Source organism: Mesobacillus subterraneus (assembly GCF_023715485.1).
Taxonomy (GTDB): domain Bacteria; phylum Bacillota; class Bacilli; order Bacillales; family Cytobacillaceae; genus Mesobacillus; species Mesobacillus subterraneus_B.
This window is the reverse complement of sequence record NZ_JAMBOF010000005.1, coordinates 173938-196014: the sequence shown is the minus strand read 5'-3', so window position 1 is coordinate 196014 and position 22077 is coordinate 173938. Positions and strand designations below refer to the sequence as shown.

At 45.8% G+C, this 22077-nt stretch carries 19 protein-coding genes; 1 reads left to right on the top strand and 18 read right to left on the bottom strand.

Annotated features, from left to right (window positions below; genetic code table 11):
- Window positions 1-169: 169 nt before the first annotated feature.
- The 9 genes from M3204_RS09270 to M3204_RS09230 all read right to left on the bottom strand — a co-directional run bounded on the left by M3204_RS09270 (window position 170) and on the right by M3204_RS09230 (window position 8996).
- Complete coding sequence (locus M3204_RS09270) at window positions 170-619, bottom strand: hypothetical protein (RefSeq protein WP_251480937.1); 450 nt, start codon at window positions 617-619, stop codon at window positions 170-172.
- Between the two features lie 152 nt (window positions 620-771).
- Window positions 772-1392, bottom strand: coding sequence for a thymidine kinase (locus M3204_RS09265; protein ID WP_251480936.1), 621 nt, complete (start codon window positions 1390-1392; stop codon window positions 772-774).
- 445 nt (window positions 1393-1837) lie between these two features.
- Window positions 1838-2056: a 50S ribosomal protein L31 gene (rpmE, locus tag M3204_RS09260; protein WP_251480935.1), complete on the bottom strand. Its 219-nt coding sequence runs from the start codon at window positions 2054-2056 to the stop codon at window positions 1838-1840.
- A gap of 154 nt (window positions 2057-2210) precedes the next feature.
- A complete protein-coding gene (gene rho, locus M3204_RS09255) occupies window positions 2211-3482 on the bottom strand; it encodes a transcription termination factor Rho (protein WP_251480934.1) in 1272 nt (423 codons plus the stop codon).
- Between the two features lie 285 nt (window positions 3483-3767).
- Window positions 3768-4730, bottom strand: coding sequence for a class II fructose-bisphosphatase (gene glpX, locus M3204_RS09250; RefSeq protein WP_251480933.1), 963 nt, complete (start codon window positions 4728-4730; stop codon window positions 3768-3770).
- Window positions 4731-4982: 252 nt separating this feature from the next.
- Window positions 4983-6269 carry a UDP-N-acetylglucosamine 1-carboxyvinyltransferase gene (locus M3204_RS09245; protein ID WP_251480932.1) on the bottom strand — a complete coding sequence of 429 codons (1287 nt, stop codon included), beginning with the start codon at window positions 6267-6269 and terminating at the stop codon, window positions 4983-4985.
- 377 nt (window positions 6270-6646) lie between these two features.
- The gene (fsa, locus tag M3204_RS09240; RefSeq protein ID WP_251480931.1) at window positions 6647-7294 is read right to left on the bottom strand and encodes a fructose-6-phosphate aldolase; all 648 of its coding nucleotides are present in this window, start codon (window positions 7292-7294) and stop codon (window positions 6647-6649) included.
- Window positions 7295-7393: 99 nt separating this feature from the next.
- On the bottom strand, window positions 7394-8251 hold the full coding sequence (locus tag M3204_RS09235; RefSeq protein WP_251480930.1) for a class II fructose-bisphosphate aldolase: 858 nt from the start codon (window positions 8249-8251) through the stop codon (window positions 7394-7396).
- A 376-nt stretch (window positions 8252-8627) separates the two neighbouring features.
- Window positions 8628-8996, bottom strand: a complete 369-nt coding sequence (locus tag M3204_RS09230; RefSeq protein ID WP_251480929.1) for a response regulator — start codon at window positions 8994-8996, stop codon at window positions 8628-8630.
- Between the two features lie 200 nt (window positions 8997-9196).
- Between M3204_RS09230 and M3204_RS09225 the strand changes: the two genes are divergently transcribed.
- Complete coding sequence (locus M3204_RS09225; protein WP_251480928.1) at window positions 9197-9718, top strand: DUF2529 family protein; 522 nt, start codon at window positions 9197-9199, stop codon at window positions 9716-9718.
- Between the two features lie 232 nt (window positions 9719-9950).
- On the opposite strand, the gene M3204_RS09220 is transcribed toward M3204_RS09225, so the two are convergent.
- The 9 genes from M3204_RS09220 to M3204_RS09180 all read right to left on the bottom strand — a co-directional run bounded on the left by M3204_RS09220 (window position 9951) and on the right by M3204_RS09180 (window position 21898).
- On the bottom strand, window positions 9951-11552 hold the full coding sequence (locus M3204_RS09220; RefSeq protein WP_251480927.1) for a CTP synthase: 1602 nt from the start codon (window positions 11550-11552) through the stop codon (window positions 9951-9953).
- Between the two features lie 275 nt (window positions 11553-11827).
- Window positions 11828-12406: a DNA-directed RNA polymerase subunit delta gene (gene rpoE / locus M3204_RS09215; RefSeq protein WP_353057606.1), complete on the bottom strand. Its 579-nt coding sequence runs from the start codon at window positions 12404-12406 to the stop codon at window positions 11828-11830.
- Between the two features lie 108 nt (window positions 12407-12514).
- Window positions 12515-12712, bottom strand: a complete 198-nt coding sequence (locus M3204_RS09210) for a hypothetical protein (RefSeq protein WP_251481047.1) — start codon at window positions 12710-12712, stop codon at window positions 12515-12517.
- Window positions 12713-13043: 331 nt separating this feature from the next.
- The gene (gene icmF / locus M3204_RS09205) at window positions 13044-16304 is read right to left on the bottom strand and encodes a fused isobutyryl-CoA mutase/GTPase IcmF (RefSeq protein WP_251481046.1); all 3261 of its coding nucleotides are present in this window, start codon (window positions 16302-16304) and stop codon (window positions 13044-13046) included.
- A gap of 2 nt (window positions 16305-16306) precedes the next feature.
- Complete coding sequence (locus tag M3204_RS09200; RefSeq protein WP_251480925.1) at window positions 16307-16960, bottom strand: TetR/AcrR family transcriptional regulator; 654 nt, start codon at window positions 16958-16960, stop codon at window positions 16307-16309.
- Between the two features lie 33 nt (window positions 16961-16993).
- Complete coding sequence (locus M3204_RS09195; RefSeq protein ID WP_251480924.1) at window positions 16994-18133, bottom strand: acyl-CoA dehydrogenase; 1140 nt, start codon at window positions 18131-18133, stop codon at window positions 16994-16996.
- Between the two features lie 399 nt (window positions 18134-18532).
- Window positions 18533-19663, bottom strand: coding sequence for an acyl-CoA dehydrogenase (locus M3204_RS09190; protein ID WP_251480923.1), 1131 nt, complete (start codon window positions 19661-19663; stop codon window positions 18533-18535).
- A gap of 74 nt (window positions 19664-19737) precedes the next feature.
- A complete protein-coding gene (locus tag M3204_RS09185) occupies window positions 19738-20589 on the bottom strand; it encodes a 3-hydroxybutyryl-CoA dehydrogenase (RefSeq protein ID WP_251480922.1) in 852 nt (283 codons plus the stop codon).
- Between the two features lie 121 nt (window positions 20590-20710).
- On the bottom strand, window positions 20711-21898 hold the full coding sequence (locus M3204_RS09180) for an acetyl-CoA C-acetyltransferase (RefSeq protein ID WP_251480921.1): 1188 nt from the start codon (window positions 21896-21898) through the stop codon (window positions 20711-20713).
- Window positions 21899-22077: the final 179 nt, after the last annotated feature.

The following is a 22077-nucleotide window of genomic DNA, read 5'->3' as shown; positions in this document are numbered from 1 at the left end:
TTTTATCCTTAAATGCTTTTTATACTATCTTTAAAATGGCTTAAAAAAAGCTCATAACATTTTAATTATAGTATAGGTGATACACTCAGTCAAAGCCAATCTAAGGGAGAATAGTCAATCGGAAGAAGCATGCCCCTTTTTGGGCATGCTTCAGTCATGAAAAATATTTTCACTCAAAATCCACATTGATGTCATAGCGCGGCAATGCTCTTGTCAGCTTGTTCCTTAAAGCCTTCAACGCTGCATCGCGTTCCTTTTTTGTCATGCGTCCCTGCGCTTCGGCTGTCACATTCATTTCTCCGCCGTTAATCCAGATACTGCCGGGGTCGTAGCCTGCGTCAGCAATAACTTCTTTTGCTTTCTGGACATCCTGGGAAAAATTATTGCGATTCTCGTTATCTGTATTTAACAGATTCGGGTTTTGGTCGGTCATCGTCATGCCGTCGTCCTGGTCTCTTGCAAAGTTAGGGCCATCCCCGTGACGGACGCCATCATGGGCCGTATTAAGGTCCTGTCCTGCCCGATCTTGATTTTTTTCATAAGTGGACTCGGCATTGTCCTGAGCACAACCCGACACTATAATCACAGCCAAAATAAACAACAAGATTAATTTTTTCAAATTATGGCACCTCCCGTTGTTAGAATGCCCAGATATAGCAAGTCAATGCATGAGTCAGGGGAGGGAAAAATTTTTACTAACCGAAAATCATTTCCATTTCACCTTTTTCCTCATAGAAAAAATCCACCCGATCACTCGGGTGGACTCATCATTTATGTTAAGCTTTCAGTCGTTTTCTCGATCTTAAGCTCGTTTGGTGATTTTGGTACTTCGTGATGGTGCCTGCAGCGTGGTTCGTATGCTTCCGATGCACCAACGAGAATGATGGGATCGTCATAAGAGGCTGGCTTGTCGTTAATCAAACGCTGTGTACGGCTTGCTGGCGACCCGCAAACGGCACAAACTGCCTGCAATTTAGTGATTAATTCCGCAATGGCCATCAATGCTGGCATTTGGCCAAATGGCTCGCCGCGGAAATCCTGATCAAGGCCGGCTACAATCACTCGATATCCGCTGTCTGCAAGATGCTGGACAACCTGGACGATTTCCTGGTCGAAGAACTGGATTTCGTCGATGGCAATGACATCGATATCTGGGTTGATATGCTGGAAAATATCTGTAGAGTTGGCTATAGGCTTTGCAGTTACTGCAGTTCCGTTGTGTGATACAACTGATTCTTCGCTGTAGCGGTTATCAATTTGCGGCTTGAAAACGGCAATTTTTTGCTTGGCAAATTGAGTTCTGCGTACGCGGCGGATTAATTCCTCCGACTTGCCGGAGAACATACTACCGCAGATCAATTCGATCCAACCGCTTTGTTTCATAACGTACATGGTCGGCCTCTCCTTCCTCGCTGGACATAATTATTAGTAAGATTTGTGTGAGATAGCTGCATAGGTAAAGAAAAGAGCTATTCGACTTTTTTCAGCTTTTTCCATTATAACAAAAAAAGACGCTGAATCCAGACTGAAAAATGATGTTTTAAAAATTAGGTTCTGTTAAAGCTTCATGTTGTTAATTAACCCTGTTGATTGGAGTGGAAGGCGCGCAGACTCCTGCGGGATCAGCTGGACAGGTGAGACCCCGCAGGAGCTTGCGACGAGGAGGCTCACCGCCAGCCCCGCGGAAAGCGAAGCGCATGGAACGGAAATCAACAGTCTAATTTAACAGCACGAAAAATTAAGATTTATATATATGTACCCCAAAGTACAACTATTTATAGACAATAAAAAAACAGGCAAGTCACAAAGCTTCTTGCCTGTTTTTTGAATTCTGCTATTACTGTTGTTCTTGTTCGTTCTTAAGGCCGTATTTTTTGTTGAAGCGGTCAACACGTCCGCCAGCTTCAGCAAACTTTTGACGTCCAGTATAGAAAGGATGGCACTCAGAGCAAGTTTCAACGCGAATCTCGTTCTTTACAGAACCAGTTTCAAATTCGTTTCCGCATGCGCAAGTCACCTTAACTGTTTTGTAGTTTGGATGAATTCCTGATTTCATTCTTTTCATCTCCTTCCGCCCTGAATCATATCCGAAACAGAGTTATAATCAACGGCGAATCTAGTTCATACCGTTTTTGTAAAAACACACTGTACATAGTATAACAAGGACTTTTATATTTTTCAAGCTTGTTTTATATTCCACAATAAGGAAGTTAAGAACGCTTGGTGTTGCCTTTCATTTCCTCGCCAAGGACGGCAAAGAAGTCCTCATTCGATTTTGACTGCCTTAACTTGCGAAGGAATTTTTCCGAGAAGTCCGGTGAATCCGACATCGATTTGCGGATTGCCCAGAGCTTATCAAGGTGGTCCTTTGGAATAAGCAGTTCTTCCTTACGAGTTCCGGATCTGCGGATGTCGATTGCCGGGAAGATCCTTCTTTCGGCAAGTGCACGGTCAAGGTGAAGCTCCATGTTTCCTGTTCCCTTGAATTCCTCATAGATGACATCATCCATACGTGAACCTGTATCAACAAGTGCAGTCGCAAGGATCGTCAAGCTGCCGCCTTCCTCGATGTTACGCGCAGCACCAAAGAAACGCTTCGGACGGTGGAACGCTGCCGGGTCAATACCGCCGGAAAGTGTCCGACCGCTTGGCGGGATGACCAGGTTGTACGCTCGCGCAAGGCGAGTGATGCTGTCCATCAAGATGATGACATCGCGTTTATGTTCAACGAGACGCATTGCCCTTTCAAGCACAAGCTCCGCGACCTTGATGTGGTTTTCCGGCACTTCATCGAATGTTGAGCTGACAACATCGCCTGCTACAGAACGTTCGATATCGGTTACCTCTTCCGGACGCTCATCGATCAGCAGCACGATCAGTTCTGCCTCGGGATGGTTTGTCGTGATGCTGTTGGCGATTTCTTTGATTAGCATCGTTTTACCAGCCTTTGGCGGAGCAACGATCAAGCCGCGCTGTCCAAAGCCTACAGGTGCGAGGACATCCATGATTCTTGTCGAAACCTTACTATGGGTTGTCTCCAATTTCATCTGGCGGTCAGGATATAAAGGAGTTAATCCAGGGAAGTGCACCCTTTCCTTTGCAGATTCTGGGTCGTCGCCATTGACTGCCTCTACCTGAAGCAGGCCGAAATAACGCTCATTTTCCTTTGGCGGACGTACCTTACCGGATACTTTATCACCATTTCGTAAGTCAAAGCGGCGAATCTGTGAGGCTGAGATATAAATGTCCTCAGAGCTAGGCGAATAATTGATTGGACGCAAGAAACCAAAGCCTTCCGATTGGATGATTTCCAGGACACCTTCCATGAAAAAATAACCCTGTTGTTCCGCACGAGCTTTAAGAATGGCAAAAATCAGTTCTTTTTTCGATAATTTGCTGTAGTAAGAGACTTTATATTCCTTTGCCAGCTCATAAAGCTCTTTTAATTTCATATTTTCTAAGCTTGAAATATTTACTTCCATAATGTCACCACGCCTTAAGATATTTCGATTTCCTCCATAAAAAATGTATTAGAATTTTTAAGCGTATGGATGGAAAAAGAAGAAATGAGTTTCCTTTGAAGGATGTAAGAAGGATTTAATGAAGGTTTCATGAGTTTCTCTTTGTAATAATATTTTAAAACAATTTTCATTTTACCCTTAAACAGGAAAAATAATCAATATATTTTTAAATCAGCTCCCTCTATCTACAGAATGCGATAAAGGGAGCTTGTTTGTAAGGGTTTGCAGTTGACTTATAAAAAAATATTATTTCATTACTAAGTGCGGCTTTTTCTTCAAGCTGTGCTGGCCTTCGATAAAGCGGACTGTGCCTGATTTCGCACGCATAACAACTGAATGAGTCGAACCGTAAGAGCCTTTGAACTGAACGCCTTTAAGCAGCTCACCATCGGTTACGCCAGTTGCTGCGAAAATTGCGTCGTCACCACGGACGAAGTCTTCCATAAGGAGGACTTTATTGACATCGATGCCCATCTTTATGCAACGCTCGAGCTCTGCCTCATTTTGCGGAAGCAATTTACCCTGGATTTCGCCGCCGAGGCTTTTCAAAGCTACCGCTGCGATTACACCCTCCGGTGCTCCGCCTGAACCAAACAGGATATCAACGCCTGTAGTATCGAACGCCGTGTTGATTGCGCCTGCAACATCTCCATCGTTGATCAGTTTGATCCTTGCACCTGCTTCACGAAGCTGGGCAATGATGTGCTCATGGCGCGGACGGTTCAAAACTGTTGCAACGACATCTTCAATATCCTTGTTCTTCGCTTTTGCGACTGCTCTAAGGTTATCAAGAACGGAAGCATTGATATCGACCATTCCTACCGCTTCGGGTCCTACCGCAAGTTTATCCATGTACATATCGGGCGCATGCAGCAAATTGCCGTTGTCTGCCACTGCAAGAACCGCAAGCGCATTCCAGCCGCCAGAAGCAACGATGTTCGTTCCTTCCAAAGGATCGACAGCAACATCAAGACGCGGGCCATAGCCTGTCCCAAGCTTTTCACCGATATACAGCATCGGCGCTTCGTCCATTTCCCCTTCGCCGATAACGACCGTGCCTTTCATCGGAATCGTGTCAAAAACATCTCTCATTGCCGAAGTTGCAGCATCATCAGCTTCGTCTTTTTTTCCGCGTCCCATCCAGCGCGCCGAAGCAAGCGCAGCTGCTTCTGTTACCCGGACAAGCTCCATCGTTAAGCTACGTTCCATATGATCATCCCCTAATCATGAAAGGGGCTAATGCTAACCGAAAAGGTATACCATCCATCGCTTCCTATTCAGTCCTTTCCATAAGTCAGCATTCTCCTCGTTGCCGATTATGTCTCTGTAACTGCTTAGGAAGCAAAAATTTGATGCAGCCGCAAATAACGGCTCGATAGTCAAATAGGTTATACTATATTACCATTCGGATAAGCATTAGCTCCACTATTTGTATTGTACAGCTCTATTGTACTATACTTTTTATGATTTTTTTACCTCTTCTTGCTCTTCAGATGTCATATCTTCACGCCAAATTGTGGCACCAAGGCCATTCAGCTTATCAACGATATGGCTGTAGCCGCGGTCGATATGGTCAACACCGGTAATCTCGGTAACGCCTTCCGCCATCAAACCGGCGATGACAAGAGCCGCTCCGGCACGGAGGTCGCTGGCCTTCACCTTAGCTCCCTGTAATTTGACCGGACCACTGATGATTGCCGACCTGCCCTCTACCTTGATATTGGCATTCATTCTTCTTAGCTCGTCGATATGCTTGAAGCGCGCACCGTAAATTGTATCCGTTACAACGCTCGAGCCCTCTGCCCGTGTCAGCAGCGATGTGAATGGCTGCTGCAGGTCGGTAGGAAACCCTGGATAAACCAGAGTTTTAATATCAACGGCCTTATATTTATCCGCCGGACCGACGAAGATTTGTTCATCGCTGGCTTCAATATGAACTCCCATTTCCTTCAGCTTGGCCACAAGTGACTCAATGTGCTGAGGAATGACATTGTCGATCGTTACACCTTCCCCGATCGCAGCACCAAGAATCAAATATGTTCCTGCCTCAATCCGGTCAGGAATGATTGTGTGGCGGCAGCCGTGAAGCTCGTCTACCCCATCGATCCTGATTACGTCAGTACCAGCACCTTTGATTTTCGCTCCCATATTTGTGAGCAATGTAGCGACATCAATGATTTCCGGTTCTTTCGCAGCATTTTCAATGACAGTACGGCCTTTGGCACGAACAGCGGCGAGCATGATATTGATCGTTGCTCCGACACTGACGACATCTAAATAAATACGCGCTCCGCGAAGCTCCTCCGCGCGCAGGTAAATCGCTCCCTGCTCATTCGTCACGCTTGCACCAAGTGCTTCGAACCCTTTTATATGCTGGTCAATTGGCCTTGGCCCTAAGTGGCAGCCGCCAGGAAGTCCGATGACAGCCTTTTTGAAACGTCCAAGCATTGCCCCCATCAGATAGTATGAAGCTCGCAGCTTTTTCACTTTTCCATTCGGCAAAGGCATGGAAATCATGGAAGACGGATCAACCGTCATTTCATTGTTCGAAAATTCAACAGAACCGCCGATTTCCTCCATTAAATCCTTTAGCATGTGAACGTCGGAAATATCTGGCAAACCTTCAATGGTTACAGGCGATTCAGCTAGAATCGTTGCGGGGATCAAGGCAACCGCGCTATTTTTGGCGCCACTGACCCGAACTGTTCCTTTTAATGGATAACCGCCTGCAATCTTAAGCTTTTCCATTTATGACTCCCTTCTAAGCCGTGATGTCTCAAGGTCAAGCTGGAGATGCAAACAATGTATCAGCTAAGACCGGTATAGGCTCTTCTTTGATTAGAATTTAGATTGAATTTCTTCGGAATTTAATAGGAATATTTTTCCATACCATTAAGTCAGATTCCGACAGTTTTCTATTCCTCTAGTTTACACGATATTCCCAATTTCATGTAATAAAATGCAAAAAAGTTGAAATTGGGTAAAAGTTCCTAAACAAAAAGCGGAGGCGACTGTTCAACTCCGACAAGCGCTGGAGGGCCTGACAGTGAAGTCGTTCTTTGACTTCATTGGCAGGACCGAAGCGTCTCGAGGAGTTAGGAGCCACAGCTGGACAATTTTAATAATTACTGCCCGCGAGATTCCCAGTCTTTCAAGAATGCTTCGATTCCTTTGTCTGTCAGCGGGTGGCTGAACATTTGCTGGATGACTTTGTAAGGAACGGTTGCGATGTGAGCACCTCTTAATGCGGAATCTGTCACGTGCTGCGGATGGCGGATGGAAGCTGCGATGATTTCAGTTTCGATGCCATGGATTGTGAAGATATCAGCGATTGTGGAAATCAAATCTAAACCATTGTGACCGATGTCATCCAACCTTCCAAGGAATGGAGAAACGTATGTAGCTCCGGCTCTTGCAGCAAGCAATGCCTGATTTGCACTGAACACAAGTGTTACGTTTGTCTTGATTCCCTCTTTTGAAAAGACAGAAACTGCCTTTAGGCCATCTGGAGTCATTGGAACTTTGATCGTGATATTAGGAGCGATCGCCGCAAGTTCCTTGCCTTCCCTGATCATCCCTTCTGCATCAAGTGCGATGACTTCCGCGCTGACGGATCCAGGAACTAATTCAGTGATTTCCTTCAAGCGGTCTTCAAACTTAACATCCTTTTCTTTTGCTACAAGGGAAGGATTCGTTGTCACCCCTGATAAAATTCCCAGTGCATAGGCTTCGCGAATTTCTTCCATATTGGCAGTATCGATAAAAAACTTCATTTGTAAACGCCTCCAGTCGACAAAATTTTCAATCATATATAAATCGATAAAAACCGCCTTGGTTAAGGCGGTTTTAATTATAACAAAATTTTATTGCTTTTACGCTTTATTAGAAGAACCGAATTCGCGCATTTTGCCAGCTACAGTTTCTCTGATAGCATCACGAGCAGGTCCTAGGTATTTACGTGGATCGTACTCTTCCGGCTTAGCAGCTAGAGTTTCACGAACTGCTTTAGCAGAAGCGATTTGGTTTTCAGTGTTAACATTGATCTTAGCCGTACCGAAAGAGATGGACTTCTGGATATCTTTTGTTGGGATACCAGTTCCGCCATGCAATACTAGTGGTACGCCTGCAGTTTTGTTGATTTCTTCCATTTCCTTGAAACCAAGGTTTGGTTCGCCTTTGTAAGGACCGTGAACAGATCCAAGTGCAGGAGCCAGGCAGTCGATGCCAGTGCGCTGAACAAGTTCTTCACACTCTTTAGGGTCAGCATAGATCACGCCATCAGCAATGACATCATCTTCCTGTCCGCCGACTACTCCCAATTCAGCTTCAACAGAAACACCTTTTGAATGAGCGTATTCTACCACTTTTGAAGTGATTTCAACGTTCTCTTCGAAAGGACCGTGTGAAGCATCGATCATAACAGATGTGAAACCTGCATCGATTGCTTCTTTACACTTATCGAAGCTTGAACCATGGTCAAGGTGGATTGCGACAGGAACTGTAGTTTTATAGTCCTCCATCAAACCTTCTACCATTTTGACAACAGTCTTGAAGCCGCCCATGTAGCGTGCAGCACCTTCAGAAACACCAAGGATTACTGGTGATTTCTCAGCTTCTGCAGCCTGAAGGATTGCTTGAGTGAACTCAAGGTTATTTAGGTTAAATTGCCCAACAGCGTAGCCTTCTGCATTCGCTTTTTTCAGCATTTCAGTCATTGAAACTAAAGGCATTGTTTTTCCTCCTTCGTTATGATCAATATTCTTTTTGACTATGCTACCATTTTAAAGGTTTTCCTTCTCTGCTTTTGATTATGTACCCGAGATGGCAATCATCAAAACGAACTGATCCTGTGGAATTCATAAGTATCATACCAAAAGAAAATTAGAATTGCCATTGTTCAGGCCTTGTTTTTGCAAGTGTCATAAAAATGCTATAAAGCAAGCGCTATCAATAATTTTACTAGTCTGCAAACTCGATGATTCGACGTTTCAAAACCATTGAACGCGGAAAATCCAGACCTCTTTCACAGGAAAAATCCCCCTCAAAAGACTTGAGAGGGAGTAGCTATGTATTTGATTTTTATCGGTCTGCTTTCTGGAAAAATCTTTACGAGACAGGTTGCGAATATTTTTTTACAGCTGCACGTATATCGTCGATATCGAACGGCTTGGCAAAATGAGTGAGTGCTCCCAAATCCATCGCTTCCTGGATCATATCAAGCTCCCCATAAGCAGTCATGATGATGACACGGATATCAGGATCGATGACCTTCATCCTTTTTAAAATTTCAATTCCATCCATACCCGGGATTTTCATGTCCAAAAGAACGAGATCTGGTGGATGCTTCTTCACGATATCCAGGGCCTGGACGCCATTCGCAGCTTGATACGTTTGATAACCTTCTTTTTGCAGCACTTCGTTAAGTAGAATTCTGATGCCAAACTGGTCGTCAACAATTAGTATTTTTTCTTTCATGCCGCCTTTTCCCCCTAAGTAAGTAGTGTCATTTTAAATGTTTTTTGTCCAGGAAACGATCTTCGTTTAATCCCCACTTACATATTTCGTGAAATTCCTTAAAATTCCTGCCATATTTTTAAAGTTATTTTTCGACAGGACCATTTTACCTTCTCATTGTAGTCCTTTATAATCAATATTGGCAAAGACGGAGGTGCTTTATGTTAAAAATGTTTTCGACACAGTTAACTGGATTGTTTAATAGACTTCAGGAAAAAGAAGAATTCTCGATGGAAGACGCGGCCCGGCTGCTGGCTCAGGCTGCTGCTGGAGAGGGTACGATCTATTTTTTCGGAACAAAAGAAATGCAGGCGATTGGCCTTGAAGCAGTTTATGGTGAGGAACCATTGCAAGCTTCCGCTGTATTGACAGATGAAGCCGAGCTGGAGGCTGCAGACCGGGTAATGATTATAAGCCGCTATACAGATGATGAAGAAGCTGTTCATATTGCCCGCAAACTGCAGGAAAAAGGAATACCGTTCGTGGCAATTTCCACAATCCGCGGTGAAAACGATGGAGAAGGATTGCATAATCTGGCAGACGTCCACATCGATTTGCGGATTAAAAAAGGACTTTTGCCGGATGAATCAGGCAACAGAGTCGGCTTCCCTACTTCGATCGCCGCGCTGTATGTCTACTTCGGCTTGAAGTTCACGATTGAGGAAATTTTAGAGGAATACTAGTTTTCAACTACTGGTTAAAACTTCAATTTAGCTTGTGAAACCCTGTCGATTATTTTAAATAAGGCTGTGTGTAGGTTCCTGTTGATTTTAAGCTCTGTTGATTGAGTGGAAAGCGAAGCTGCTGGAAGGGAAATCAACAGTCTAGTTATTAATAGCCACCCCTTATAATAATGCAAAAAAAGCCGGTACATTTTTAAGAAATGTATCGGCTTTTTGCATATTTTCCCGCAAATTACTTGCGTGACTTGATTGATGCTTCAATGAAGTCTCTGAATAATGGCTGCGGACGTGTTGGTCTTGATGTGAATTCCGGGTGGAACTGGGATGCCAGGAACCACGGGTGATCTTTTAATTCGATGATTTCTACCAGGCGGCCGTCTGGGCTTGTTCCTGAGAATAGGAAGCCTTCTTTTTCCATTGCCTGGCGGTATTCATTGTTGAACTCGTATCGATGACGGTGGCGTTCATAAATCAAATCGTCGTTGTAAGCAGCGAATGCTTTTGTGTCTTCAGTAAGCTTACATGGGTACAGGCCAAGGCGTAGCGTTCCGCCAAGGTCTTCGATATCCTTCTGTTCTGGCAGAAGGTCGATGATTGGATAAGGCGTACTTGGCATGATTTCTGCTGAGTGAGCATCCTTAAGCCCAAGAACGTTGCGGGCAAATTCTACTGATGCAAGCTGCATGCCAAGGCAGATTCCGAAGAATGGTACTTTGTTCTCGCGAGCGTATTGAGTAGCAAGGATTTTACCTTCAATTCCACGGTCGCCAAAACCGCCAGGAACAAGGATTCCGTCAGCGTCATCCAGCAATTCAACGACGTTTTCTGTTGTTACTTCCTCAGAGTTTACCCATTTGATTTCGATGTCGCTGTCGAATGCATAGCCAGCGTGCTTCAATGATTCAACAACAGAGATGTACGCGTCTTGAAGCTCTACGTATTTCCCTACAAGAGCGATTCTTGTTTTGCCAGAAAGGTGAGTAACCTTTTCTACAAGCGCATTCCACTCAGTCATATCCGCTTGGCCGCAATCCAGCTTGAAGTGATCGCATACTAACTGGTCCATTTTCTGTTCCTGAAGTGCCAAAGGAATGGAATAAAGTGTATCTGCATCTGCAGCTTCAATTACCGCATCCTTGTCAATGTCACAGAACAGGGCAATCTTGTCCTTCATGTCCTGTGAAATCGGCATTTCTGTACGAAGCACGATGATGTTTGGCTGGATGCCAAGGCTGCGAAGTTCTTTTACACTGTGCTGAGTTGGCTTCGTCTTCATTTCTCCAGCTGCTTTGATATAAGGAACCAATGTACAGTGAACGTACATGACATTGTCGCGGCCGACATCGTTCTTAATCTGGCGGATTGCTTCAAGGAATGGCAGGGATTCGATGTCCCCTACTGTACCGCCGATTTCCGTAATGACAACATCTGCACCAGTTTCTTTTCCGGCACGGAATACACGGTCTTTGATTTCATTCGTGATGTGCGGGATGACCTGCACTGTTCCGCCAAGATAGTCGCCGCGGCGTTCTTTTTTCAAAACTGTTGAGTAAATTTTACCTGTTGTAACGTTAGAGTATTTGTTCAGGTTAATATCAATGAAACGCTCGTAGTGGCCAAGGTCCAAATCCGTTTCAGCACCGTCATCTGTAACGAATACTTCACCATGCTGATATGGGCTCATCGTCCCAGGATCCACGTTGATATAAGGATCGAATTTCTGGATTGTTACGTTCATCCCCCTGTTTTTCAGCAGTCTGCCAAGGGATGCTGCTGTGATTCCTTTTCCTAGTGACGAAACTACGCCGCCAGTAACAAAAATATACTTTGCCATAATGTAATCCCCCTCATCAAACAGTTTGTACAATATGTACCTGTTTAATTGATTTATTAATAAAATTTTTCACTTTTCCATGCGGCCCAATAAGGTAGTTCGGCTTTATATTTGGACCGAGTGCCGGGGGTTAAATTTGTTTTTTTGAAAAAACAAAAAAAACGCCCCACATACAGTGTATGGGGAGCGTTTTGTCGCTGTTTTAAATAATCGTCCTTTTTTAAGGAGCCCAAAAAGTATTCTACATTCGGGCTTATTAAAAGTCAAGCCGTGAATTAAAGATCTTCGTCTTCGTCCAATTCTTCGTCCTCGAGAGGAAGATCTTCTTCTTCTTCTTCCTCATCCAGGAGCTCATCGTCATCGTCGAAGTCTTCAGTGTCTTCGATTTCTTCGTCCTCATCGAGAAGATCCTCATCGTCATCGTCCTCATCGAGAAGATCATCGTCGTCATCTTCATCGAATTCGTCGATATCGTCGTAGTCGAGTTCGTCCTCATCGATTTCATCGAAGTCGATATCGTCCTCATCAACGGCCTTCTTAGATTTCTTCTTCTTAGGCTTGACTGTAGTGACGTTGTCTTCTTCCATTTGGTCAACCGGGTACCAAACGCGAAGCCCCCAGCGTGATTCACTCTGGGACATGAAACGTCCATCTATGTTTAAATCTGTATAGAACTGAACCATTTTTTCAGTTAGATCGGCTTTGTTCAGTCCAAGAATCTTCGTGATTTCATCCGTCAGTTCCTTGAATGTAACTGCCTGCTTCTTTTCTTTTAATAATTCGAATGCAACTTCAATAAATGACATTTCTTGAAGCTCTTCTTTTGAGTAATGTTTTAAACTCAATCTTCGCACTTCCTTTCTCTATTCCAGGCCTTACCCGGCCTTGCGTCCGATAACAAGGAAAATATCCCAGAATGCATATTCTACATTATAAACAAATTCCAAACCTTTATGCTAGTTTTATCTGTCGTTTTCTCCTCTTTTTTCGCTTCTCTTGACTGCCGTCTGCCAGCCAGCCTTTTTCCCTTTCGAAAGCTGGGCATACGCAAGGTAAAAGAAGAAAATCGAAAGAATGAAAAAAGATATGGCACCGAGCTGACGCTGATATAGATAGTATAAGGCCCCAGACAAGGTAACAGCGCCCGCAATAAGCAACACCGATCTCAATATATTCACATCCTGAAGTAGGTCGTATGTAACAAACTCTAGTTGAGTTTACGATTATAGATAATTATATAAGATATTTTTGGAAATTTGTATTTAAAAATATACTATTTCCAAAATGATTTCAGATAAAAGGAAGATGGCTTATAGTTTCCTACAAGCCATCCTGCCGTTTTGCGAATAAAAGATTCAGTGCAAGGTTATCGGTTGCCACGTTCTACTTTTATACACAATCTTCTCTAGTTTTAAACTCAGTTAAACTTGACTGGTGATTTTTAAAATAAATAATCTTCTATAACAAAATCTAGTTTAGACAAATTCCATCTTACATATTCCTGCGGAACTGCCCGCCAACTTCATAGAGTGCCCTGGTGATTTGTCCGAGGCTTGCGTATTTTACAGTTTCCATCAGCTCTGCGAAAATATTGCCGCCGCTGACAGCTGCTTCTTTCAATCGTGTAAGCGCTTCTTCGGATTGCTCCTTATTCTTGCCCTTGAATGATTCAAGATTGCGGATCTGCGTTTCTTTTTCCTCAGTGGTCGCGCGGGCAAGCTCCATATTGTCAACGTCCTCTTCTGATGGAGGGTTCGGATTCAAGTATGTGTTCACGCCGATGATCGGCAGCTCTCCGGAATGCTTCTTCATTTCATAATGCATCGATTCGTCCTGGATTTTCCCGCGCTGGTACTGCGTTTCCATTGCACCAAGCACGCCGCCGCGGTCATTGATCCGTTCAAATTCCTGAAGCACTGCTTCTTCTACGAGGTCTGTAAGCTCTTCAATTATGAACGCACCCTGGAGAGGATTTTCGTTCTTCGTCAAACCATGCTCTTTTGTAATAATCATCTGGATCGCCATCGCGCGGCGGACAGATTCTTCCGTCGGCGTGGTGATGGCCTCGTCATATGCATTCGTATGAAGCGAATTACAGTTGTCATGCAGCGCCATCAAGGCCTGCAGCGTCGTACGGATATCGTTGAAGTCGATTTCCTGCGCATGCAGCGAACGGCCTGAAGTCTGGATATGATACTTCAGTTTCTGGCTTCGTTCGTTTGCACCATACTTATTTTTCATCACTGTTGCCCAGATGCGGCGGGCAACGCGGCCGATCACTGAATACTCAGGGTCAAGGCCGTTGGAGAAGAAGAAGCTCAAGTTTGGCGCAAAGTCATCAATCTTCATGCCTCTGCTCAAATAGTATTCTACATACGTGAAGCCATTCGAAAGTGTGAAGGCAAGCTGGGAAATCGGGTTAGCTCCCGCTTCGGCAATATGGTAGCCGGAAATCGATACTGAATAGTAGTTTCTAACCTTCTCATCGATAAAATACTGCTGGATATCGCCCATCATTCTTAGCGCGAATTCAGTTGAGAAGATACAAGTATTTTGTCCCTGGTCTTCTTTTAAAATATCGGCCTGGACAGTACCGCGGACTGTCTGCAGCGTCATTTCCTTGATTCCTGCAAATTCCTCTTCCGTCAGCTTGCGGCCAAGCTCTGCCTCTTTCTTTTCCAACTGCTGTTCAACTGCCGTGTTCATGAACATCGCCAGGATGATTGGAGCCGGTCCGTTGATCGTCATCGATACGGATGTTGATGGATGGCAAAGGTCAAATCCTGCATACAGCTTTTTCATATCATCAAGTGTACATACGCTTACACCGCTCTCGCCAACCTTACCGTAAATATCAGGCCGGTAATCAGGGTCTTCCCCGTATAGAGTGACGGAGTCGAACGCAGTGCTAAGACGTTTCGCGCTGTCGTCCTTGGACAGGTAATGGAAACGGCGGTTCGTCCGTTCCGGCGTACCTTCACCTGCGAACTGGCGCTTCGGATCCTCGCCTTCACGCTTGAACGGGAATACGCCCGCTGTGTAGGGGAAGCTGCCCGGTACGTTCTCAAGGTATACCCAGCGTAAAATCTCGCCATAATCCTTGTATCTCGGCAATGCTACCTTAGGAATCATCAAGCCAGACAAACTCTTCGTCTTCAATTCAGTAACGATTTCCTTATCACGGATTTTCGTTACAAACTTGTCGGCACTGTACTTTTCTTTTAATGCTTCCCAGTTTTCAAGAATGTATTTTGATTCAGGTGTCAGCTTTTTCTCAAGCTCTGCTTTTAGTACTTCAAGCGAAGAAACTATTTCGTCATTCGCTGTGCTTTCCTTTACAGATTGGATCGTCCCTTCGATCTGGAAAAATCTGCGGGCGAGCTCTGCCTGCTCTGCCGCATGCCTGTGGTATCCGCGAACCGTTTCAGAAATCTCACGCAGGTAATAACGGCGGTCATTTGGAATGATGACATTCTGCTTTTCAACCACAGCACTAGTAGCGAAGGATGTCGTCCAGGTTGTTCCTGCTTTTTCATTGATTTTATTCACGAGGGCAGCAAACAGCGCATTCGTGCCAGGGTCATTGAACTGGCTGGCAATCGTGCCGTACACAGGCATCTCGTCGAGTTCTTTGTCCCAAAGAAGATGGCTGCGCTGGTACTGTTTCTGCACCTGGCGTTTTGCGTCCTCAGAGCCTTTGCGCTCGAATTTATTGATGACGATCAAGTCAGCAAAATCAATCATGTCAATTTTTTCAAGCTGTGATGGCGCGCCAAATTCGCTTGTCATAATGTACATCGATACATCGCAGACATCGGTAATCTCAGCGTCACCCTGGCCGATTCCGCTTGTTTCCACGATTACGAGGTCAAAGCCTGCCGCTTTTACCACGTCAATGGCATCTTTAATCGCCAGTGAAAGCTCAGACTTTGATTTCCTTGTCGCAAGGCTGCGCATATAAACGCGCGGTGAGAAAATCGCATTCATGCGGATTCGGTCTCCAAGCAGCGCGCCGCCTGTTTTTTGCTTAGTAGGATCTACCGACAAAATAGCTACGCGTTTTTCCGGAATCTCATTGATGAATCTTCTGATCAATTCATCCGTCAGTGAACTTTTTCCCGCGCCGCCTGTACCGGTAATCCCGACTACAGGAACCTGCTTTGTCATTGTTTTGACTTTTTCCATCAATGTTTCCACAGCGGCTGCCGTTTCTTTTTCCGAACCTACATGTTGTTCAGCAAGAGTAATGAGCTTTGCAACGGCATTGGGATCACCAGACTCCAGCTTCTCGATTTCCTCCACGCCTTCTGCTGTCACTGTCGGGAAATCGCATTCCTTGATCATTTGCTCGATCATGCCGTCAAGGCCATATTTTCTTCCGTCTTCCGGTGAAAAAATTCGGGCAATCCCGTATTCATGAAGTTCCTTTATTTCCCGCGGAATGATAACACCGCCACCGCCGCCATAAATACGGATGTGAGAAGCACCTTTTTCCTTCAAAAGGTCGTACATATACTTAAAATATTCGACGTGTCCGCCCTGGTATGAAGAAATGGCGATCCCCTGCGCATCTTCCTGGATCGCGGCATTCACAACCTCTTCAACAGAGCGGTTATGGCCAAGGTGGATGACCTCAGCGCCCATTGATTGGAGAATCCTTCTCATAATGTTGATTGAGGCATCGTGGCCGTCAAATAAACTTGAAGCTGTCACAAAGCGAATATGGTTTTTTGGCTTATACGTTTCCGGCATACTCATTTTGTTCCCCCTGTTCTTAATTTCATTTCCGACCCCTTTATCCCCTTAAAAAGCAGTTCGGTCTGAAGCTCTGTATACTCTTCGAGAGTGTACAATTTTTGCAGCGCCCATCGGCGGAATCCCCACATCTGCCCCTGGACGAAAATATCATGGGCAATGATTTTGACGTGCTTCTCATCCAGGTCAAGCTCGCCATTTTCGACGCAGCGCTGGATCACATCCTCAAACATCCCCACCATCTCGATTTCTTTTTTCAGCACGTAAGGAAGAGCATCCTTCGTAAGCGATTTTACTTCCTGGTACATGACAAGTACCTCATCCTGAAGGTCGTCCATGACCTTGAAGTAATTGGCAATCCCAACCTTGAGGCTTTCAAGCGTTCCCTGGTTTGTATCAAGGTTCTCCTGGAGACGTTCGCGGACCTCGTCATAGATGCTGTCACAGACAAGGTATAGCACATCTTCCTTCGTGCGAATATATTCATAAAGGGTACCGATGCTAAAGCCTGAAGCCCGGGCAATCTCTCTGGTCGTCGTGCGGTGGAAGCCCTTCTGCTTGAAAAGGGTAACGGCCCCTTTGATCATCTGGTCGCGCCTTTTTTTCACAAGTCGCTCGTCTTTTACCGACGCCTGCACTTCTCGCTTTTTCATCAACATCTACCCTCCATTTGATTCCATCAGGCCTTATTTCGTCAGCATCCTTGAGATGACAAGGCGCTGGATTTCCTGAGTTCCTTCATAGATTTGGGTGATTTTCGCGTCGCGCATAAAGCGTTCAACTGGGTAATCCTTCGTGTATCCGTAGCCGCCGAACACCTGGACTGCTTCAGTTGTGACCTTCATTGCTGTGTCTCCTGCAAATAATTTGGACATTGCTGATTCCTTGCCATACGGAAGTCCTTCTGACTCTAGCCATGCAGCCTGGTACGTCAACAATCTTGACGCTTCAACTGATGTCGCCATGTCAGCAAGCTTGAAGCCGATTCCCTGATTCGCTGCAATTGGCTTGCCGAATTGCTGGCGTTCCTTTGCATAATCAACCGCTGCATCAAGCGCTCCCTGTGCAATACCTACTGCCTGTGCAGCGATGCCATTGCGGCCGCCATCAAGCGTCATCATTGCAATTTTAAAGCCATCGCCGACTTCACCGAGGATATTTTCCTTTGGAACGCGGCAATCTTCAAAGATGATTTCAGTTGTTGGAGATGAACGGATTCCCAGCTTTTTCTCCTTCTTGCCGACAGAGAATCCTGGGAAATTGCTTTCAACGATGAAAGCAGTCGTTCCTTTATGCTTGCTGGATGGATCTGTCAACGCGAACACCACATAAATGTCTGCAACGCCGCCATTTGTGATGAATATTTTTGAACCATTCAGCACGTAGTGGTCTCCGTCTTCCTTCGCAGTCGTCCTCATTGCGCCAGCATCAGATCCGCTTCCTGGCTCAGTAAGACCGTAAGCGCCGATACTTTTACCTTCAGCCATTGGCCTCAAGTATTTTTGTTTCTGCTCTTCGTTGCCGAATTTGTAGATCGGCCAGCCTGCAAGTGATGTGTGAGCGGACAGCATTACACCTGTGGATGCACAAACACGGGATAATTCTTCAACCGCGATGCAGTATGCTAGATAATCGCTGCCAATGCCGCCGTATTCTTCAGGCCATGGGATACCTGTCAGGCCAAGCTCAGCCATCTTGTCAAAAATCTCGCGGTCGAAACGCTCTTCTTCGTCACGCTCAGCAGCTGTCGGAGCCACTTCGTTCCTGGCAAAGTCACGGACCATTTTTCGGATCATTTCATGTTCTTCGGATAATCGAAAATTCATTTTTGTTTCCTCCGTTACTGTTTGTTTAGATTGGTAGTTTTCAGGATTCCCAGCACAAATGCATGCCAAATCGGAATCATTGATGACCTCTTTTTTTCCATTCAGCCGTTTCGGGAGCCAATACGGCTCGTTGGTGACCTCTTTTTCGCCAATCAACCTTTTTTTGGCGCCAATAACCTCTATTGGTGACCTCTTTTTCGCCGATCAACCTTTTTCGGGCGCCAATAACCTCTATTGGTGACCTCTTTTTTACCATCCAGCCGGTTTCGGGAGCCAATACGCCTCGTTGGTGACCTCTTTTTCGCCGATCAACCTTTTTTGGGCGCCAATAACCTCTATTGGTGACCTTTTTTCGACTGATCTGCGGACTTTGGGACTCAATCCCTATTGATGATGCCTTTATAGCTGCTTGCTAATAACGATCTTCTGAATCTCGCTCGTACCCTCGTAGATTTCGGTTACTTTAGCATCGCGGAAGTAGCGTTCAACTGGGTAATCTTTTGTATAGCCATAGCCGCCGAACACCTGGATTGCTTCTGTCGTCACTTCTACTGCCGTCCTTGAAGCGAAAAGTTTTGCCATTGATGCTTCGAGTCCGCACTTCTGGCCTTCTGACCGAAGCTGGGCAGCTCGATAGATTAATAGTTTTGCAGCTTCAACTGAGGTAGCCATATCGGCAAGCTTGAAGCCGACGCCTTGCTGGGCGGCGATAGGTTTGCCAAACTGTACTCGTTCTTTCGCATAATCTGTTGCTGCCTCTAAAGCCGCTTCCGCAATTCCGAGTGCCTGTGCGGCAATGCCGATCCTACCGGAGTCAAGATTGCTCATTGCGATTTTGAATCCTTCGCCTTCCTGGCCAAGCAGGTTTTCAGCAGGAACCTTCATATCTTCAAAAGTAAGCTGGACTGTCCTGGAACCATATAGGCCCATTTTGTGTTCATCTTTTCCGACGATGAAGCCCGGCGTGTCTTTTTCGACGATAAAAGCCGAAACTCCCTTAGGGCCTGCGTCTGGATTAGTTGACGCAAAGACAATGTATACATCCGCTTCGCCGCCGTTTGTAATGAACACTTTCGAGCCGTTCAATACATAATGGTCATCTTTCTTGACCGCACGCGTTTTCATGCTTGCGGCATCCGACCCTGCGCTAGGTTCCGTTAGGCAGAATGCCCCGAGGTATTCGCCTGCTGCCAGCTTCGGCACATATTTTTGCTTTTGCTCTTCCGTTCCGAAGTAAAGAATCGGATTTGTTCCAACCGAAGTATGAACAGATAGAATGACGCCTACAGTCGCGCTAACCTTCGATATTTCATGGATCGCGATGATATAGGAAATAAAGTCCATCTCAGAACCGCCGTACTCTTCCGGCACCGGAATTCCCATCAGTCCCAGCTCACCCATCTTCTTTAAAATTCCCCTGGGGAACTCGCCTTCCTCCATTTTCTCGACAAACGGCGCAATTTCACTTTGAGCAAAGTCACGGACCATCTTGCGCATCATTTCCTGCTCTTCCGTAAATCTTAGATTCATTTTTAACCCTCCCCGTGTCCATACATAAAGCCACAACTAAAAGGTTTCTATGTATGGACCAACTAAAAAAGTAATTACTCGTAAGTATAGAAGCCGCGGCCTGATTTTTTGCCGAGCCAGCCTGCTTTCACGTATTTCCTTAATAGCGGGCAAGGACGATACTTGTCGTCGCCGAACCCTTCATGCAGTGTTTCCATGATGTAGAGGCAAGTGTCGAGGCCGATAAAATCCGCAAGTGTCAGCGGTCCCATTGGATGGTTCATACCTAGCTTCATGACTTCGTCGATCGCTTCCTTTGTTGCGACCCCCTCGTACAATGTGTAGATCGCTTCATTGATCATCGGCATCAGGATGCGGTTTGAGACAAAGCCTGGAAAATCATTAACTTCAACCGGAACTTTTCCAAGCGTTTTAGTGATGTCCTCGATTGTTTGATACACCTCATCAGCAGTCGCAAGGCCGCGGATGATTTCCACAAGCTTCATCACTGGTACCGGGTTCATGAAGTGCATGCCAATCACTTTTTCCGGACGTTTTGTGGCTGCAGCAATCTCAGTAATCGGCAGAGATGAAGTATTAGAAGCAAGGATGGCGTGTGCTGGCGCAATTTCATCGAGCTGGGCAAAGATTTTCACTTTGATGTCCATATTTTCAACTGCTGCCTCGATGACGAGGTCAACCTTTGCAGCATCCTGCAAGTCACTTGAAGAAGTGATTCTGCCTACAACCTCATCCAGCTGTTCGGAAGTCATCCGCCCTTTGTCTACCTGGCGGTTAAGGTTCTTCCTGATCCCTGCCAGTCCGCGGTCAACGAATTCAGATTTAAGGTCATTCAAAAACACACTGTATCCAGCTTGCGCGCACACCTGGGCAATGCCTGAACCCATTTGTCCCGCACCAATTACCATAATTGTTTTAACACTCATCGTTTCTCCTCCTGTTAAGCTCTTTTTGTTACGCTTGACGTTTTACTTTCTCTAAAAAAATTATTTCATGACGATGGAGGACAACTTGCTGCTGCCCTCCAAAGGTAATTTCAAAAGTTGGTTATTGCTTCGGAACTTCGATCATCACTGCATCTCCCTGGCCGCCGCCTGAACAGATGGCCGCAATGCCGACCCCGCCGCCGCGGCGCTTCAGTTCATGCATAAGTGTCAGGATGATGCGTGCCCCGCTCGCACCAATCGGGTGTCCGAGGGCGACCGCACCACCGTTCACATTCACTTTCTCAGGATCTAGGTTTGCAATGCGTCCGCTTGTCAAAGCGACAGCCGCAAAAGCCTCGTTGATTTCAAAAAGGTCGATTTCCTCGAGTGTCTTGCCTGTTTTCTTTAATAGCTCATTAATTACCAATCCTGGTGTTTTCGGGAAGTCCTTTGCTTCAGTTGCGATTGCCGCATGTGACAGGATTACTGCCTGCGGTGTCCGGCCTTCACGCTGAGCACGTTCTTCGCTCATGAGTACGAGGGCTGCCGCGCCGTCATTGATGCCTGGTGCATTACCGGCAGTGATTGTGCCGTCTGAATTGAAAACGGAGCCCAGCTTCGCAAGCTTTTCAAGCGATGTATCTTTTCTTGGCGATTCGTCGTGCTCCACAAGAATTGGTTCTCCCTTTCGCTGCGGAACTTCTACAGGAACGATTTCTTCAGCAAGCTTTCCTGATTCGATCGCTTCGATGGCGCGCTGATGGCTGCGGTATGCCCAGTCGTCCTGCTCCTCGCGGCTGATTTCGAATTCTTTCGCTACTTCGTTTCCGTACGTGCCCATATGAACACCTTTAAAGCTGCATGTCAGACCGTCGTGGATCATTAAATCCTTCACCTGTCCATCGCCCATCCTCAAGCCCCAGCGAGCCTTCGGCAGCAGGTACGGTGCGTTGCTCATCGATTCCATGCCGCCGGCAACAATCACTTCCCCATCACCTGCACGGATAATCTGGTCGCCGAGCGTCAAGCTGCGCATGCCAGAAGCACACACCTTGTTGATTGTTTCGGTCTGCACTTCCCAAGGAAGGCCCGCTTCTCTCGCTGCCTGGCGAGAAGGTAGCTGCCCCTGGCCACCCTGGAGAACTGAGCCTAGAATGACTTCTCCTACTTCCTCTGGTTTAACCTCTGCACGTGCCAATGCTTCTTTAATTGCGATACCGCCAAGCTGGCTGGCAGTAAAACCGCTAAGCGCTCCGCCAAGCTTGCCAAAAGGTGTTCTTGCCCCTGCTAAAATGACCGTTTTACCCATGTGCCATCTCTCCCTTGTAATCTATTAAATTTGAAAAATAAAAAATAAATTGGCACCCAGTCGTCATTGATTGACTGAACGCTCGCTCGAAACTGATCCAAAAAAATATGCTTGTTGTTGATTCTGAGAGGTTCAAAGGTGGTTTCTTGATGAAGAAAAATGAAAGCGCTTTATCATAC

Bases quoted from the DNA above. Each gene is read 5' to 3' on its own strand.
- M3204_RS09265 (WP_251480936.1), bottom strand. From the start codon at position 1,392: ATGTACGTTATGAAACAAAGCGGTTGGATCGAATTGATCTGCGGTAGT.
- rpmE (WP_251480935.1), bottom strand. From the start codon at position 2,056: ATGAAATCAGGAATTCATCCAAACTACAAAACAGTTAAGGTGACTTGC.
- rho (WP_251480934.1), bottom strand. From the start codon at position 3,482: ATGGAAGTAAATATTTCAAGCTTAGAAAATATGAAATTAAAAGAGCTT.
- glpX (WP_251480933.1), bottom strand. From the start codon at position 4,730: ATGGAACGTAGCTTAACGATGGAGCTTGTCCGGGTAACAGAAGCAGCT.
- M3204_RS09245 (WP_251480932.1), bottom strand. From the start codon at position 6,269: ATGGAAAAGCTTAAGATTGCAGGCGGTTATCCATTAAAAGGAACAGTT.
- fsa (WP_251480931.1), bottom strand. From the start codon at position 7,294: ATGAAGTTTTTTATCGATACTGCCAATATGGAAGAAATTCGCGAAGCC.
- M3204_RS09235 (WP_251480930.1), bottom strand. From the start codon at position 8,251: ATGCCTTTAGTTTCAATGACTGAAATGCTGAAAAAAGCGAATGCAGAA.
- M3204_RS09230 (WP_251480929.1), bottom strand. From the start codon at position 8,996: ATGAAAGAAAAAATACTAATTGTTGACGACCAGTTTGGCATCAGAATT.
- M3204_RS09225 (WP_251480928.1), top strand. From the start codon at position 9,197: ATGTTAAAAATGTTTTCGACACAGTTAACTGGATTGTTTAATAGACTT.
- M3204_RS09220 (WP_251480927.1), bottom strand. From the start codon at position 11,552: ATGGCAAAGTATATTTTTGTTACTGGCGGCGTAGTTTCGTCACTAGGA.
- icmF (WP_251481046.1), bottom strand. From the start codon at position 16,304: ATGCCGGAAACGTATAAGCCAAAAAACCATATTCGCTTTGTGACAGCT.
- M3204_RS09200 (WP_251480925.1), bottom strand. From the start codon at position 16,960: ATGAAAAAGCGAGAAGTGCAGGCGTCGGTAAAAGACGAGCGACTTGTG.
- M3204_RS09195 (WP_251480924.1), bottom strand. From the start codon at position 18,133: ATGAATTTTCGATTATCCGAAGAACATGAAATGATCCGAAAAATGGTC.
- M3204_RS09190 (WP_251480923.1), bottom strand. From the start codon at position 19,663: ATGAATCTAAGATTTACGGAAGAGCAGGAAATGATGCGCAAGATGGTC.
- M3204_RS09185 (WP_251480922.1), bottom strand. From the start codon at position 20,589: ATGAGTGTTAAAACAATTATGGTAATTGGTGCGGGACAAATGGGTTCA.
- M3204_RS09180 (WP_251480921.1), bottom strand. From the start codon at position 21,898: ATGGGTAAAACGGTCATTTTAGCAGGGGCAAGAACACCTTTTGGCAAG.